This window comes from Bradyrhizobium sp. MI1.11 (genome assembly GCF_055811255.1).
In genome coordinates, this window is sequence record NZ_JBVVPM010000039.1 from 36,366 (window position 1) to 50,717 (window position 14,352).

Consider the following 14,352-nt stretch of genomic DNA (forward strand, 5'->3'; position numbering starts at 1 on the left):
AGCGCCTGGATCTTTTTTGAACTGAATTGCGGGAGTGCGATGGCCGGATTTTTTCCGGCCATCCACCCCTCTTCGTTTCAGCAAGACAAATGACAATGCCCGTGTCCCAAAAGCGGGCATGACGAGGTGATTTTCAGACCATGCCCCGCCATCATCAGAAAAAGAGTTCCGCGTCCGGCGGCTCGCAACGTCAGTTGCGGGTCGGCGAGCAGGTTCGCCATGCGATAGCCGAGATTCTGGCGCAAGGCAGCGTGCATGATGCTGACCTCGAAGGCCACATCATCACCGTGCCGGAGGTGCGGATGTCGCCCGACCTGAAGCTCGCGACAGTCTACGTGATGCCGCTCGGTGGCCGCGACACCGAGGTCGTCCTCGCTGCGCTCGAGCGCAACAAGAAATTCCTGCGCGGCGAGGTCGCGCGGCGCGTTAACCTGAAATTTGCACCTGACCTTCGCTTCCGCGTCGACGAACGATTCGACGAAGCGGAACGGATCGAGAAGCTTTTGCGAACACCCGCGGTGCAGAAGGACCTGGAACAGGATCCGGATACGGATCGGGAAGAAGAACGATGACGATGGACCCGGCTCACGGCACGATCGGCGGCGAAGAGGCCGATCAGCTCGACGTGCAGAAAAATAATTTTGCGGATGTGAGCGGCAATTCTCAGCCGCACCAGGAGCCGCGCCGCGTCAACAACGATCCGCGCGCCAACAAGCAGAAGGGCAACCAGCCGCGCCGCGATCGCCGCGACGTCCACGGCTGGGTCGTGCTCGACAAGCCGATCGGCATGACCTCGACGCAGGCTGTTGCCGTGCTCAAGCGCCTGTTCAACGCCAAGCGCGCCGGCCATGCCGGCACGCTCGATCCGCTCGCCTCCGGCGGCCTGCCGATCGCGCTCGGCGAGGCCACCAAGACCGTCCCCTTCGTCATGGACGGCCGCAAGCGCTACCGGTTCACGGTGTGCTGGGGCGAGGAGCGCGACACCGACGACATCGAGGGCCGGGCGACCGCAACCTCGGACCAGCGCCCGACCCGGGAGGCCATCGAGGCCCTGCTGCCCCGTTTCACCGGGGTAATCCAGCAGATCCCGCCGCGCTATTCCGCGATCAAGGTCCAGGGCGAGCGCGCCTACGACCTCGCCCGCGACGGCGAGATCGTGGAACTGGCCCCCCGCCCCGTCGAGATTCACCGTTTAAGCCTTGTAGATCAACCGGATAGTGACCGGGCCGTGTTCGAGGCCGAGTGCGGCAAGGGCACCTATGTCCGCGCGCTGGCCCGCGATATGGGCCGGATTCTCGGCACTTACGGCCATATCTGCGCGCTGCGGCGGACCCTGGTCGGCCCATTTGGCGAGAACGACATGATTCCGCTGGATCAGTTGGAGGCTTTGTGCGATAGAGCCGCGTCCGGCGAGGGTAGCCTCGCCGACGCGCTTATGCCCGTTGAGACCGCGCTGGACGACATCCCGGCACTGGCCGTCACTCGGGCTGATGCGGCAAGGCTCCATCGGGGCCAGGCCGTTTTGTTGCGCGGACGGGATGCGCCCACTTGTAGCGGCACAGTCTATGTCACGGTGGCAGGCCGGCTTCTCGCGCTTGCCGAAGTCGGCAATGGCGAAATCATCCCCAAGCGTGTGTTCAACCTGACCGGCCTGACTGCCAGCGCCGATCGCAACGAGAGAAATTGACCGATGTCGATTGCCGCAGAACGCAAAGCGGAAGTCATCAAGACGAATGCCAACAAGGCCGGCGATACCGGCTCGCCAGAGGTTCAGGTCGCGATCCTGTCGGAACGCATCGCCAACCTCACCAACCATTTCAAGACCCACGTGAAGGATAACCATTCGCGTCGCGGCCTCTTGAAGCTGGTCTCGACCCGCCGCTCGCTCCTCGACTATGTGAAGAAGAAGGACGAGGCGCGTTACAAGGCGCTGCTCGAGAAGCACAACATTCGTCGTTAAGAGTTCTTGCGCGCGCCAACCGGCGCGCGTTTTCGCGCGTGATTTCGAACGAAAGCGTTTGTTTAAAGGTTTTTCGTCGAGGCTGCGTGCGCGTCGGATGCGAGCCGTTGACGGCGAGCATCCGGGCATGATGGGCGAACACCGCGCTTCGGTGTTCGCGTTCGTGCCGACTGACAGTCCAGCAGCAATCCGGCGGCTGGGCACAACGGGCAAGGCGCCCGTATGACCCGAAGGGATGGACGCCATCCGAAATCCAAAAACCATGGCAGGATCGCAGGACGCTGATCGCCCGCTTCGATCAACGTCCCGCAATCTTGCGCATGGTTTTTGTTTTTCGACCCGTCCTTCTTTCGAGAACCCATGAAAGAAGACCTCTATGTTCAATAAGCATTCAGTCGAGATCGACTGGGGTGGACGCCCTCTCAAGCTCGAAACCGGCAAGATCGCCCGCCAGGCCGACGGCGCCGTCGTCGCGACCTACGGCGAGACCGTGGTGCTCGCCACCGTCGTTGCCGCGAAGTCACCGCGCGAAGGCGTCGACTTCCTGCCGCTGACCGTCGACTACCAGGAGAAGACCTACGCAGCCGGCCGCATTCCCGGCGGCTATTTCAAGCGCGAAGGTCGTCCGACCGAGAAGGAAACGCTGGTCTCCCGCCTGATCGACCGCCCGATCCGTCCGCTGTTCGTCGACGGCTGGCGCAACGAGACCCAGGTGATCGTCACCGTGCTCTCGCACGACATGGAGAACGATCCCGATATCGTCGCGCTGGTGGCCTCGTCGGCTGCGCTGACCCTGTCGGGCGCTCCCTTCAAGGGCCCGATCGGCGCCGCGCGCGTCGGCTTCGCCAATGACGAGTTCATCCTCAACCCGACGCTCGACGAGATGGTCGACACCCAGCTCGACCTCGTCGTCGCCGGCACCGCAGACGCCGTGCTGATGGTCGAATCGGAAGCCAAGGAGCTGAACGAAGAGATCATGCTCGGCGCCGTGATGTTCGGTCACCGCCACTTCCAGCCGGTGATCAACGCGATCATCGAGCTCGCCGAAAAGGCCGCGAAGGAGCCGCGCGAGGTCACCACGATCGACAATTCGGCGCTCGAAAAGGAAATGCTCGGCATGGTCGAGCAGGAACTGCGCGCCGCCTACGCCATTCCGGTCAAGCAGGATCGCTACGCCGCGGTCGGCAAGGTCAAGGAAAAGGTGATCGCGCACTACTTCCCGGAAGGCCAGGAGCCGAAATACGACAAGCTGCGCATCGGCGGCGTGTTCAAGGAGCTCGAAGCCAAGATCGTTCGCTGGAACATCCTCGACACCGGCAAGCGCATCGACGGCCGCGATTCCAAGACCGTGCGCAACATCGTCGCCGAAGTCGGCGTGCTGCCCCGCGCCCACGGCTCGGCCCTGTTCACCCGCGGCGAGACCCAGGCGCTGGTCGTGACCACGCTCGGCACCGGCGAGGACGAGCAGTACATCGACGCGCTGTCGGGAACGTACAAAGAGACGTTCCTGCTGCACTACAACTTCCCTCCCTACTCGGTCGGTGAGACCGGCCGCCTCGGCGGCACCAAGCGCCGCGAGATCGGCCACGGCAAGCTCGCGTGGCGCGCGATCCACCCGGTGCTGCCGCCGCACCACGAATTCCCCTACACCACGCGCGTGGTATCGGAGATCACCGAATCCAACGGCTCCTCGTCGATGGCTTCGGTCTGCGGCGCCTCGCTCGCGCTGATGGACGCCGGCGTGCCGTTGAAGCGGCCGACCGCGGGCATCGCGATGGGGCTGATCCTCGAAGACAAGCGCTTCGCGGTTCTCTCGGACATCCTCGGTGACGAGGACCATCTCGGCGACATGGACTTCAAGGTCGCCGGTACCGAGCAGGGCATCACCTCGCTCCAGATGGACATCAAGATCGAGGGCATCACCGAAGAGATCATGAAGGTCGCGCTCGGCCAGGCCAAGGATGGGCGTATCTACATCCTCGGCGAGATGTCGAAGGCGCTGACCAACGCCCGTGCCGAGCTCGGCGAATACGCGCCGCGCATCGAGACCTTCAAGATCGCCACCGACAAGATCCGCGAAGTGATCGGCACCGGTGGCAAGGTGATCCGCGAGATCGTCGAGAAGACCGGCGCCAAGGTCAACATCGAGGACGACGGCACCGTGAAGGTCGCCTCCAACGACGGCGAGGCCATGAAGGCCGCGATCAAGTGGATCAAGTCGATCGCCTCCGATCCGGAAGTCGGCCAGATCTATGACGGCACCGTCGTCAAGGTGATGGAGTTCGGCGCTTTCGTGAACTTCTTCGGTTCCAAAGACGGTCTCGTCCACATCAGCCAGCTCGCCTCGGCGCGCGTGCAGAAGACCTCCGACGTCGTCAAGGAAGGCGACAAGGTCAAGGTCAAGCTGCTCGGCTTCGACGACCGCGGCAAGACCCGCCTGTCGATGAAGGTGGTCGACCAGGAGACCGGCGAAGACCTCGAGGGCAAGGGCGAGAGCCAGCAGCCCGCGCGCGAAGCAGCCGGCGAGTAAATCTCGCTACCTGCCAGACACACGAAGGGCGGCCTCGCGGCCGCCCTTTTTGTTTGTGTTCGTTTGTGCCTGCTCCGGCCGATCTGCGCTCCCTCTCCCGCTTGCGGGAAAGGGTCGGGGAGAGGGTTGCTTCCGCAGAGAGACTCCCAATGAGGAGAGAGCCCTCACCCGCCGCGGGACGATGCTTCGCATCGCCCGGAGCGCGTCGACCTCTCCCGCAAGCGGGAGAGGTCAAACACCTCAAGCCGCGATGTCGTAGCGGTCGAGGTTCATCACCTTGGTCCAGGCCTTGGCGAAGTCCTTGACGAACTGCTCCTTGGAATCCGACGTGGCATAGACCTCCGCGTATGCGCGAAGCTGCGAGTGTGCGCCGAAGATCAGGTCGACACGCGTGCCGGTCCACTTGACCGCGTTGGTCTTGCGGTCGCGGGCCTCATAGGTGCCGTCGGTGCCGGCCGGCGTCCACTGCGTGCTCATGTCGAGCAGGTTGACGAAGAAGTCGTTGCTCAGCGTTCCCACCTTCGAGGTGAGGACGCCGTTCTTCGAACCGTTCGCATTGGCACCGAGTACGCGCAGACCGCCGACGAGCACCGTCATCTCCGGACCGGTAAGCCGGAGCAGCTGCGCACGATCGACCAGAGCTTCCTCGGGCATCATGAACTGCTGCCGCTTGCCGATGAAGTTGCGGAAGCCATCGGCCCGCGGCTCCAGCGGAGCAAACGAAGCGGCGTCGGTCTGCTCCTGCGAGGCATCCATGCGGCCCGGCGTGAAGCCGACCTTGACGTCGACGCCGGCATCCTTGGCGGCCTTCTCGACCGCGGCGGTGCCGCCGAGCACGATGAGGTCCGCCAGCGAGACCTTCTTCGCACCGGATGACGCGTTGAAGTCCTTCTGGATCGCTTCGAGCTTGCCCAGAACCTTCGAGAGCTGAGCCGGCTCGTTCACTTCCCAATCCTTCTGCGGGGCGAGGCGAATGCGCGCGCCATTGGCGCCGCCGCGCTTGTCCGAGCCGCGGAACGTCGAGGCCGACGCCCAGGCGGTCGAGACCAGCTCCGACACCGACAGACCCGAGGCAAGGATCTTGGTCTTCAGCGAGGCGATATCCTGCTCGCTCGCGAGCTCGTGATTCACGGCCGGGATCGGGTCCTGCCAGATCAGCGTTTCCTTCGGCACCAGCGGGCCGAGATAGCGTTGGATCGGGCCCATGTCGCGATGGGTGAGCTTGAACCAGGCGCGGGCAAAGGCGTCCGCGAACTGATCGGGATTCTCCAGGAAGCGGCGCGAGATCTTCTCATAGGCCGGATCCATACGCAGCGACAGATCGGTCGTCAGCATCGTCGGCCGATGCTTCTTGGACTTGTCGAAGGCGTCGGGAATGATCGCCTCGGCGCCCTTGGCCGTCCACTGCTGCGCACCGCCCGGGCTCTTCGTCAGCTCCCATTCGTACTTGAACAGGTTCTCGAAGAAGTTGTTGCTCCACTTCGTCGGCGTCGTCGTCCAGGTCACCTCGAGGCCGCTGGTGATGGAATCGCCGCCAATGCCCGAAGCGTGCTTGCTCTTCCAGCCGAGGCCCTGATCCTCGAGCGCGCCCGCTTCCGGCTCCGGTCCGACCAGCGACGGATCGCCGGCACCATGGGTCTTGCCGAAGGTGTGGCCGCCGGCGATCAGCGCGACGGTTTCCTCGTCGTTCATCGCCATGCGGGCGAACGTCTCGCGGATGTCCTTTGCCGCGGCGATCGGATCCGGCTTGCCGTTCGGGCCTTCTGGATTGACGTAGATGAGGCCCATCTGCACCGCGCCGAGCGGCTCGGCGAGCTGACGTTCGCCGCTGTAGCGCTCATCGCCCAGCCACGTGCCTTCGGGACCCCAATAGAGCTCTTCCGGCTCCCACACGTCGGCGCGGCCACCGGCGAAGCCGAAGGTCTTGAAGCCCATCGACTCCAGCGCGACGTTGCCGGCCAGCACCATCAAATCGGCCCAGGAAATCTTGCGGCCGTATTTCTGCTTGATCGGCCAGAGCAGACGGCGTGCCTTGTCGAGATTGGCGTTGTCGGGCCAGCTGTTGAGCGGCGCGAAACGCTGCTGTCCGGCGCCGGCGCCACCGCGACCGTCGGTGGTGCGATAGGTGCCCGCGCTGTGCCAGGCCATGCGGATCATGAGGCCGCCGTAGTGACCGAAGTCGGCGGGCCACCATTCCTGCGATTCGGTCATCAGAGCGGTCAGGTCCTTGATGACCGCGTTCAGGTCGAGCGACTTGAATTCCTTGGCGTAGTCGAAGTCCTTGTCCATCGGGTCGGACTTGGCCGAATTCTTGTGCAGCATCTCGATGCTGAGCTGGGTCGGCCACCAATCGCGGTTCGCCGGCACACGTTTTCCACCCGAAAACGGGCACTTTGAAGTGTCGTCCATGAATACCTCCTCTGGTGGCGTCGAACTCGCGCCATTGACCAGGTAGAAGCACTCTAGGCTTCACGTTCGATCAGGGGAAGTTGACTTTAATGATCGCAGCGATAAGATTTTCTGATGCTAAATCTCACGCTGCGCCAGCTCCGGTATTTCGACGCCCTGGCGCGTCACAGTCATTTCGGCCGCGCGGCTGAGTCCTGTTCGATCTCGCAGCCGGCCCTGTCAATGCAGATCAAGGAGCTGGAGGAGGCGCTCGGCGGCCTGCTGCTGGAGCGCAGCGCTCGGCAGGTGGCGCTGACCCGATTTGGCGAGGAGCTCGCGCAGCGCGTCCGCGACATTTTGCGCTCGGTCGACGAACTCGGCGATTTCGCCCGCGCCTCGCAGGACCGGTTCTCCGGACGGCTGCGCATCGGCATGATTCCGACGATCGCGCCCTATCTGCTGCCGACGATCACCAAGAATTTGACGCGCATGCATCCGGAGCTCGACATCCGCGTGCGCGAGACGATGACGCCGCGGCTGATCCAGGAACTGGTGGAAGGCCGACTCGATACCGCGATCGTTGCGCTCCCGGTGTCGGAGCCCTCGCTCACCGAGGTCGCCCTGTTCGAGGAAAAATTCCTGCTGGTGCGGCCGAGCGCAGATGAGGGAACGCCGGCACCGTCGCGGGAGATGATGCGCGAGATGCGGCTGCTGCTGCTCGAAGAGGGGCACTGCTTCCGCGATCAGGCGCTGTCATTCTGCAACATGCAATCGGCGCCGCCGCGCGAGATGCTGGATGCCAATTCGCTGTCGACGCTGGTCCAGATGGTCAGCGCCGGCATCGGCGTCACCTTGATCCCAGAGATGGCCGTGTCGGTGGAGACGCGATCGGCCTCGGTCTCGCTCGCGCGCTTCCGCGACCCGCAGCCGTCACGCACCATCGGCATGGTCTGGCGCAAGACCAGCCCGCTGGCGCGGCAACTCCTGCAAATCTCCGAGGTGGTGTGCCTGTCGGCGGGCAAGGTGCGCGCGCGCCCATCCGTGCGCAGCAAGCCGATTTGAGCCCTCGATGTCGCATCCCATCATCCGCCCGGCCCGCGCGGACGAATACGACGAGATCGGCCGCGTCTGGATGGAGAGCTGGGTCTCGACCGGGCTCGGCGAGACGAGTGAATTCCTGCTCGCAAACCTGCGTGCACGCGTCCGGCGCGAGATCGAGGACGGTTGGAGCCTGTTCGTCGCCGACGACGACGGCACGATCGCCGCAATGCTGGCGCTGCATTTGCCAAAACTCTATCTCGACATGCTGTTCGTCGCGCCCGCCTATCAGGGCCAATCGCTCGGCCGCCAATTGCTCGCCTTCACGCGCACGCAAATGCCGGACGAGATGTATCTGCGCTGCGTCCGCGAGAACGAGAAAGCCTGGCGCTGGTACGAGCGCGAGGGCTTTGTGTTCGAGAAGCAAGCGGTCGAGCCCTCGAACGGGTTCGTGATGAAGTATTATCGTTGGCGGCGGCAGCGGCCCTCCGGATAGGCAGTGGTCGCCTGGTGCAGCTTGCGGTTGTCACGGTTCCAATTTAGTGTGGCGTATCCGCCGTCCTCCTGCCCCTGGTCTCCCGGAATCGATGTTTCGAATTGCTGTCTCGCTGATCGCGTTGCTGTCCCTGCTCACTACGGCAGCCGCGCAAACCCCTCCCGCAACCACCGCGCCTCCCACTCAGACGGCGGTGCCGGCAAAACCGGTTGCCAAGAAGGCGACGCCGAAGGCCAAACCGGTGGCGAAGCAGCCGGTCGCGGTCGAGAGCGGCCCGTGCCGGCTTGGCGAGCGCTATTCCGTCCAGAAATTCGGGCTGACCATTTTCGAGAGCGAAGAGACCGAGATTCCCATCGACTGGGGTCTCGACGATCTCGTGTTTGCGCGGGTTAAAGCCGCAACGGGTGGCGATCCCGGTGTTCGCAGGATCGCCTACCCCAAGGGGGCCTTCGAACCCTTCTACAATCCGAAATCGCGATTCATTCCCGATCCCAACGAACGCCTGCCAGCGATCGTGCGCGGCATCACTCCGAACGGGAGCTGCGCTCGCTATCTGGTTGCGACCACGTACAAGGGAGAACTGCCGGGCACCCGCCTGATGTTAAACGGCATCGGCACATTCAATCAGGAGCTCGGAAATCTGATCCGGCATTCGCATTTGTTCGCCAACATCTCGATCAACCTGATCGACGGCAGAAGCTATGAGGAAATCAAGCGCCCCTTTGTGAATTTCGGCGCGAACTTCGCCGCAAGTCTGCGGCTGACCGAAGACCCGCTCACCAAGCTCGACAACTCGCTGTTCCCCGAGCCGCCCGCGGCAGCTTCAGCCAACGCGACGCTGCGCGAGAGGACACGAACACTCGTCGCAGACAGGCTCGACCGCGGACTCCCCGGCTATCTCAAGGAAGATTGAGCCGGAGCATTCCATACCGTAGTGCATTGCGGATTCGCTGCGGACGCGCCATGAAATTGCGCGCTGTTCGGCTGCCACCGATGAAAGGTCCGCTTCCATGATCAAGCTCTATTGGTCGCCCCGTTCGCGCTCATTCACGACGCTCTGGCTGATGGAAGAGAGTGGCCTGCCGTATGAGCGCGTGCTGACGGACATCTCGACCGGCGCACAGAAGGCGCCGGACTACCTGAAGGTCAATCCGATGGGCAAGGTTCCGGCGCTGACCGACGGCGATGCCGCGCTCGGCGAAGCCGCCGCCATCTGCGCCTACATTGCCGATCGCTATCCCGAGACCAGGCTGGCCCCAGCCGTGACGGACCCGCGCCGTGCGCGTTACCTGCAATGGCTGTTCTTCTCGCCGGGCTGCATCGAACCCGCCATCATCCAGATCTTCACGAAGATCGAGATCCCGACATCGACCGCGGCCTGGGGCAGCGCAACGCAGGTCTTCGACGTGCTGGAAGCCGCGCTTGCCAAGGGGCCGTGGGTCCTCGGGGAGGAATTTTCCGCCGCCGACATCACGATCGGCTCGGGCCTGAACTTCGCGGTGCGCCTGTTCAAGATGGTGCCGTCGCGCCCGGCCTTCGAGGCCTATCTCACCCGCTGCATGGCACGGCCGGCGTTCCAGCGCGCGGAGCAGATCGCGGCGGGTTAGAGCATGATCCGGAAAAGTGTGCAGCGGTTTTCCGAAAAGGTCATGCTCACACTTCAGTCATCCGTCTTCATATCATCCGGCCTCGGCATCAGGACGATGTTGTAGCCGCTATCGACATAGTGGATCTCGCCGGTCACGCCGCCGGAGAGATCCGACAACAGATACAGCGCCGAGCCGCCGAGCTCGTCGAGCGTGACGCCGCGGCGGAGCGGGGAATGCTTCTGCATGAAGGCGAACATCGCGCGCGCCTCGCCGATGCCGGAGCCGGCGAGCGTGCGGATCGGGCCGGCGGAGATCGCGTTGACGCGGATGCCGCGCGGTCCGAAATCTGACGCAAGATAGCGCACCGAGGCTTCCAGCGCCGCCTTGGCCACGCCCATCACGTTGTAGTTCGGCATCGCGCGTTCCGAGGCGCCGAAGGTCAGCGTGATCATGCTGCCGCCCTCCGTCATCAGTTCGGCGGCGCGTTTTGCCACTTCCGTGAATGAGAAGCAGGAGATCACCATGGTGCGCGAAAAATTCTCGCGGCTGGTGTCGGCGTAGCGGCCCTTGAGCTCGTTCTTGTCGGCGAAGCCGATCGCGTGGATGACGAAGTCGAGCTTGCCCCATTTTTCGCGGAGCACATCGAAGGTGGCATCGACGCTGGCGATGTCCTCGACGTCGCAGGGCAGCACCATGTCGACGCCAAGCTGCTCCGCCAACGGCTTGACGCGCTTGCCTAGCGCCTCGCCCTGGAAGGTGAAGGCGAGCTCGGCGCCATGGGCATGCAGCGTCTTCGCCATGCCCCAGGCGATCGAATGATCATTGGCGATGCCCATGATCAGACCGCGCTTGCCTTTCATCAAACCTTCCATTTCACGGTCACCTTTCACTTTCCGCTTTCGTCATGCCCGGGCTTGTCCCGGGCATCCACGCCCTTCGAAGCCGGAGGCCAAGACGTGAGCAAAGACGTGGATGGCCGGGACAAGCCCGGCCATGACGAGAAAATTACCAGCGCGTCCGCAAGGACCTCACGCATCAAGCCGGCTGAACACCAGCGTGGCGTTGGTGCCGCCGAAGCCGAAGGAGTTCGACAGCACGGTGCCGATCTTGACGTTGTCGATGCGCTTGCGCACGATCGGCATGTCGGCGAACACGGGGTCGAGCTCCTGGATGTGGGCGCTCTCGCAGATGAAACCATTGTTCATCATCAGCAGCGAATAGATCGCTTCCTGCACGCCGGTTGCGCCCAGGGAGTGGCCCGTCAGCGCCTTGGTCGCCGAGATCGGCGGGCACTTCTCGCCGCTTCCGAACACCCTGCGGAGCGCGTCGATCTCCGGCGGATCGCCGGCCGGCGTCGATGTCGCGTGCGGATTGATGTAGTCGACCTTGGTCTTCACGGTCGACATCGCCATGCGCATGCAGCGCTCGGCACCCTCGCCTGATGGTGCGACCATGTCGTAGCCGTCGGACGTCGCGCCGTAGCCGACGATCTCGCCGTAAATGCGCGCGCCGCGCGCCTTGGCATGCTCGAGCTCTTCCAGCACCAGCACGCCGGCGCCGCCAGCAATCACGAAGCCGTCGCGGTTGACGTCGTAGGGACGCGAGGCCGTGGAGGGCGTGTCGTTGTACTTCGAGGACATCGCGCCCATGGCGTCGAACAGCACCGACAGCGACCAGTCCAGCTCCTCGCAGCCGCCAGCGAAGATGACGTCCTGCTTGCCGATCTGGATCGTCTCATAGGCGTTGCCGACGCAATGGTTCGACGTCGCGCAGGCCGACGAAATCGAATAGTTCACGCCCTTGATCTTGAACCAGGTTGCAAGCGTCGCGGAGGCCGTGGAGGACATCGCCTTCGGCACTGCAAACGGCCCGACGCGCTTCGGTCCCTTGGTGCGGGTGATGTCGGCGGCTTCGACGATGGTGCGCGCAGACGGGCCGCCGGAGCCCATGATGATGCCAGTGCGAATATTGGAAATTTCGTCAGGCGAAAGACCGGAATCCTGGATCGCCTGTTCCATTGCGACGTGATTCCACGCCGCGCCCTGACCGAGGAAACGCATGGCGCGGCGGTCGACCACCGTCGAGGGATCGAGCGTCGGCGCACCCTGCACCTGCGAACGGAAGCCGAGCTCGGCATATTTCTCAGCCCGCGAAATGCCCGACTTCGCCTCGTGAAGGCTCGCAAGCACTTCCTGGGTGTTGTTTCCGATGGAAGAGACAATGCCCATCCCGGTGACCACAACCCGCCTCATGACAGCCTCGCCTCAATCGTTATCTTCGTGGTGATGCGCTCAGCCCAGGCTCGTGCCCTGCTTGAACAGGCCGACCTTCAAATCCTTCGCGCGATAGATAATCTGGTCATCGACCGAAAGCCATCCGTCGGCGATACCGAGCACCAGCTTTGAACGCATCACGCGCTTGATATCGATGTTGTACACAACCTTGCGGGCCTCCGGCAGCACCTGGCCGCTGAACTTCAGCTCGTTCAGGCCAAGCGCGCGACCGCGACCTTCACCGCCGCTCCAGCCCAGATAAAAGCCGACCATTTGCCACAGCGCATCGAGGCCGAGGCAGCCGGGCATCACCGGATCGTTCTTGAAGTGGCAGCCGAAGAACCAGAGGTCGGGCTTCACGTCGAGTTCGGCACGCACTACCCCCTTGCCGAATTCGCCGCCGGTCTCGCTGATGTCCGAAATGCGGTCGAACATGAGCATCGGCGGCAGCGGCAATTGCGCATTGCCAGGGCCGAACATCTCGCCGCGGGCACATGCCAGCAGATCTTCATATTCGTAACCGTTGCGCCTGTTCAGCATGCGGAAGCCTTTGTGTTCTAACCCCGACTGAGCGGCGTTTCCGGCGAAAATGGGCCCCATCCTGTTCGAAAAGCAACAGCTGTTGCCATTGTCACACGAGAATAACGAAGGACCCCGGATGGATAGCGAACGGCCTTCAATGCCGGGTCGCGCCAAAATCGGTTAAGCGGAACCGCGGGCTCTCTAACACAGGCCATTTCGGGTAGCAAAGCGCTCTCATGAAGGTAAAATGACGGGCCGCCGGGCCGGTTCCCGCGCTAATTAGAACCACTCTAGTTGCGAGAAACTTGCATCTGCATCTATCTCTCCATATATGTTGGAGATCACAGTGTTCACGCGTGCCCGAAGCTGGAAATGAACGAAAATAACGCGCCCCATCGCGACGACGAGGCTCACGCGGCGGCTCTTATGTCGGGCCGCCAGCCGGCTTTGACCGGTTGCCCGTGGCACGACGTCAACGAAATGCTCCAATCCGCCGGGCTTCGCCCGACGCGCCAGCGTATGGCGCTCGGCTGGCTCCTGTTCGGCAAGGGTGCGCGACACCTCACGGCTGAAATGCTTTACGAGGAAGCGACGTTGGCCAAGGTGCCGGTCTCACTGGCCACCGTCTACAACACGCTGAACCAGCTCACCGACGCCGGTCTGCTGCGTCAGGTCAGCGTTGACGGCACCAAGACCTATTTCGACACCAACGTCACGACCCACCATCACTATTATCTCGAGAACAGCCACGAGCTGGTCGACATCGAGGATCCGCATCTGGCGCTGTCCAAGATGCCGGAGGTGCCCGCGGGTTACGAGATCGCCCGCATCGACATGGTCGTACGGCTGCGCAAGAAGCGCTGAGATCGTCTTACATCACTGATTTGATTTTCATGGCCGGGATTTCCCGGCCATATTGTTTTACGCCGTCATTCCGGGGCGGTACGCAGCACCGAGCCCGGAATCTCGAGATCCCGGGTTCGATGCTGTGCATCGCCCCGGGATGACCCGTTGGGTCAGTTCACCTGCTCGTCCGAGTAGACGCCCCAGAGGCGCTCCTGCTGAATCCAGCCGTCAAAGCCGTTGCCGGTGACGTGGCACCAATTTGTGGTGCACTTTTTCACCTGCGTGACGACGCCGGCCTGGAGCTTTGCGGCCACCGCGCTGTCGGGATCGGCGCGGTCATAGATCGGCGCAAGCTCGTCCTTGTGCTTCATGGTGACGACGGCGGTACGGCGGCCCGACAGCAGCGAGTGATAGACCCAGCCCTCGGCGCCCTCGGAATCGCGGACCCGGCGCCAGTTCTCGAACTCGGCGGTGATTTCGACCGGCAGGCCGGAGCGGGTGTAGACCCAGGCGACGTCGTTGTCCTTGGTCGGGCCGGCGCGGACGTTGACGTGATCCGATTTCAGGCTGACGTAGCGCGGCACCGGGAGGCCCGAGGCAGTCTGGGGTGTGCTGTCCTTTGCCGAATGCCCCGGGCTGACCGAAGCGCTCAACCAGGTGCAAACGAGCGCCATCACCGAACAAAAACGCCCCAACGCCATCAACCCGTC

General features: G+C 63.4%; 14 protein-coding genes. 9 read left to right on the forward strand and 5 right to left on the reverse strand.

Going from position 1 to position 14,352, the window contains the following annotated elements:
- Window positions 1-140 precede the first annotated feature (140 nt).
- The 4 genes from rbfA (at window position 141) to pnp (ending at window position 4,490) form a co-directional block, all read left to right on the forward strand.
- Window positions 141-572, forward strand: a complete 432-nt coding sequence (rbfA, locus tag AC0L30_RS30050) for a 30S ribosome-binding factor RbfA (RefSeq protein WP_007598344.1) — start codon at window positions 141-143, stop codon at window positions 570-572.
- A complete protein-coding gene (truB, locus tag AC0L30_RS30055) occupies window positions 569-1,687 on the forward strand; it encodes a tRNA pseudouridine(55) synthase TruB (protein ID WP_007598345.1) in 1,119 nt (372 codons plus the stop codon). Before rbfA ends, truB begins: the two co-directional genes overlap by 4 nt.
- Window positions 1,688-1,690: 3 nt before the next feature.
- Window positions 1,691-1,960, forward strand: a complete 270-nt coding sequence (gene rpsO / locus AC0L30_RS30060) for a 30S ribosomal protein S15 (protein WP_007598346.1) — start codon at window positions 1,691-1,693, stop codon at window positions 1,958-1,960.
- Between the two features lie 376 nt (window positions 1,961-2,336).
- Window positions 2,337-4,490: a polyribonucleotide nucleotidyltransferase gene (gene pnp / locus AC0L30_RS30065; RefSeq protein WP_007598347.1), complete on the forward strand. Its 2,154-nt coding sequence runs from the start codon at window positions 2,337-2,339 to the stop codon at window positions 4,488-4,490.
- Window positions 4,491-4,730: 240 nt separating this feature from the next.
- Here pnp and katG read toward each other — a convergent pair whose 3' ends face one another.
- The gene (gene katG, locus AC0L30_RS30070; protein WP_473405858.1) at window positions 4,731-6,899 is read right to left on the reverse strand and encodes a catalase/peroxidase HPI; all 2,169 of its coding nucleotides are present in this window, start codon (window positions 6,897-6,899) and stop codon (window positions 4,731-4,733) included.
- Window positions 6,900-7,013: 114 nt separating this feature from the next.
- On the opposite strand from katG, the gene AC0L30_RS30075 reads away from it, so the two are divergent.
- The 4 genes from AC0L30_RS30075 to AC0L30_RS30090 all read left to right on the forward strand — a co-directional run bounded on the left by AC0L30_RS30075 (window position 7,014) and on the right by AC0L30_RS30090 (window position 10,019).
- Window positions 7,014-7,940, forward strand: coding sequence for a hydrogen peroxide-inducible genes activator (locus tag AC0L30_RS30075; protein ID WP_027514694.1), 927 nt, complete (start codon window positions 7,014-7,016; stop codon window positions 7,938-7,940).
- A 7-nt stretch (window positions 7,941-7,947) separates the two neighbouring features.
- Window positions 7,948-8,412 carry a GNAT family N-acetyltransferase gene (locus AC0L30_RS30080; RefSeq protein WP_219678854.1) on the forward strand — a complete coding sequence of 155 codons (465 nt, stop codon included), beginning with the start codon at window positions 7,948-7,950 and terminating at the stop codon, window positions 8,410-8,412.
- A 91-nt stretch (window positions 8,413-8,503) separates the two neighbouring features.
- On the forward strand, window positions 8,504-9,325 hold the full coding sequence (locus AC0L30_RS30085; RefSeq protein ID WP_473405859.1) for a hypothetical protein: 822 nt from the start codon (window positions 8,504-8,506) through the stop codon (window positions 9,323-9,325).
- A gap of 97 nt (window positions 9,326-9,422) precedes the next feature.
- Window positions 9,423-10,019 (forward strand): glutathione S-transferase family protein, encoded by a 597-nt coding sequence (locus AC0L30_RS30090; RefSeq protein WP_007598352.1) that lies wholly within the window; start codon window positions 9,423-9,425, stop codon window positions 10,017-10,019.
- Between the two features lie 53 nt (window positions 10,020-10,072).
- On the opposite strand, the gene fabI is transcribed toward AC0L30_RS30090, so the two are convergent.
- From fabI to fabA, 3 genes are all read right to left on the reverse strand, one after another.
- Window positions 10,073-10,873: an enoyl-ACP reductase FabI gene (gene fabI / locus AC0L30_RS30095; protein ID WP_354200276.1), complete on the reverse strand. Its 801-nt coding sequence runs from the start codon at window positions 10,871-10,873 to the stop codon at window positions 10,073-10,075.
- A 156-nt stretch (window positions 10,874-11,029) separates the two neighbouring features.
- The gene (fabB, locus tag AC0L30_RS30100; RefSeq protein WP_007598354.1) at window positions 11,030-12,253 is read right to left on the reverse strand and encodes a beta-ketoacyl-ACP synthase I; all 1,224 of its coding nucleotides are present in this window, start codon (window positions 12,251-12,253) and stop codon (window positions 11,030-11,032) included.
- 39 nt (window positions 12,254-12,292) lie between these two features.
- Window positions 12,293-12,814 (reverse strand): bifunctional 3-hydroxydecanoyl-ACP dehydratase/trans-2-decenoyl-ACP isomerase, encoded by a 522-nt coding sequence (gene fabA / locus AC0L30_RS30105; RefSeq protein ID WP_007598355.1) that lies wholly within the window; start codon window positions 12,812-12,814, stop codon window positions 12,293-12,295.
- 354 nt (window positions 12,815-13,168) lie between these two features.
- On the opposite strand from fabA, the gene irrA reads away from it, so the two are divergent.
- Window positions 13,169-13,660, forward strand: a complete 492-nt coding sequence (gene irrA, locus AC0L30_RS30110; protein ID WP_007598357.1) for an iron response transcriptional regulator IrrA — start codon at window positions 13,169-13,171, stop codon at window positions 13,658-13,660.
- 152 nt (window positions 13,661-13,812) lie between these two features.
- On the opposite strand, the gene AC0L30_RS30115 is transcribed toward irrA, so the two are convergent.
- Window positions 13,813-14,343, reverse strand: a complete 531-nt coding sequence (locus AC0L30_RS30115) for an SH3 domain-containing protein (RefSeq protein WP_007598358.1) — start codon at window positions 14,341-14,343, stop codon at window positions 13,813-13,815.
- Between the last annotated feature and the right edge of the window lie 9 nt (window positions 14,344-14,352).

What these genes read in the sequence shown, in the direction of transcription:
- rbfA (WP_007598344.1), top strand. Translation starts at nt 141, where the DNA reads ATGCCCCGCCATCATCAGAAAAAGAGTTCCGCGTCCGGCGGCTCGCAA.
- truB (WP_007598345.1), top strand. Translation starts at nt 569, where the DNA reads ATGACGATGGACCCGGCTCACGGCACGATCGGCGGCGAAGAGGCCGAT.
- rpsO (WP_007598346.1), top strand. Translation starts at nt 1,691, where the DNA reads ATGTCGATTGCCGCAGAACGCAAAGCGGAAGTCATCAAGACGAATGCC.
- pnp (WP_007598347.1), top strand. Translation starts at nt 2,337, where the DNA reads ATGTTCAATAAGCATTCAGTCGAGATCGACTGGGGTGGACGCCCTCTC.
- katG (WP_473405858.1), bottom strand. Translation starts at nt 6,899, where the DNA reads ATGGACGACACTTCAAAGTGCCCGTTTTCGGGTGGAAAACGTGTGCCG.
- AC0L30_RS30075 (WP_027514694.1), top strand. Translation starts at nt 7,014, where the DNA reads ATGCTAAATCTCACGCTGCGCCAGCTCCGGTATTTCGACGCCCTGGCG.
- AC0L30_RS30080 (WP_219678854.1), top strand. Translation starts at nt 7,948, where the DNA reads ATGTCGCATCCCATCATCCGCCCGGCCCGCGCGGACGAATACGACGAG.
- AC0L30_RS30085 (WP_473405859.1), top strand. Translation starts at nt 8,504, where the DNA reads ATGTTTCGAATTGCTGTCTCGCTGATCGCGTTGCTGTCCCTGCTCACT.
- AC0L30_RS30090 (WP_007598352.1), top strand. Translation starts at nt 9,423, where the DNA reads ATGATCAAGCTCTATTGGTCGCCCCGTTCGCGCTCATTCACGACGCTC.
- fabI (WP_354200276.1), bottom strand. Translation starts at nt 10,873, where the DNA reads ATGGAAGGTTTGATGAAAGGCAAGCGCGGTCTGATCATGGGCATCGCC.
- fabB (WP_007598354.1), bottom strand. Translation starts at nt 12,253, where the DNA reads ATGAGGCGGGTTGTGGTCACCGGGATGGGCATTGTCTCTTCCATCGGA.
- fabA (WP_007598355.1), bottom strand. Translation starts at nt 12,814, where the DNA reads ATGCTGAACAGGCGCAACGGTTACGAATATGAAGATCTGCTGGCATGT.
- irrA (WP_007598357.1), top strand. Translation starts at nt 13,169, where the DNA reads ATGAACGAAAATAACGCGCCCCATCGCGACGACGAGGCTCACGCGGCG.
- AC0L30_RS30115 (WP_007598358.1), bottom strand. Translation starts at nt 14,343, where the DNA reads ATGGCGTTGGGGCGTTTTTGTTCGGTGATGGCGCTCGTTTGCACCTGG.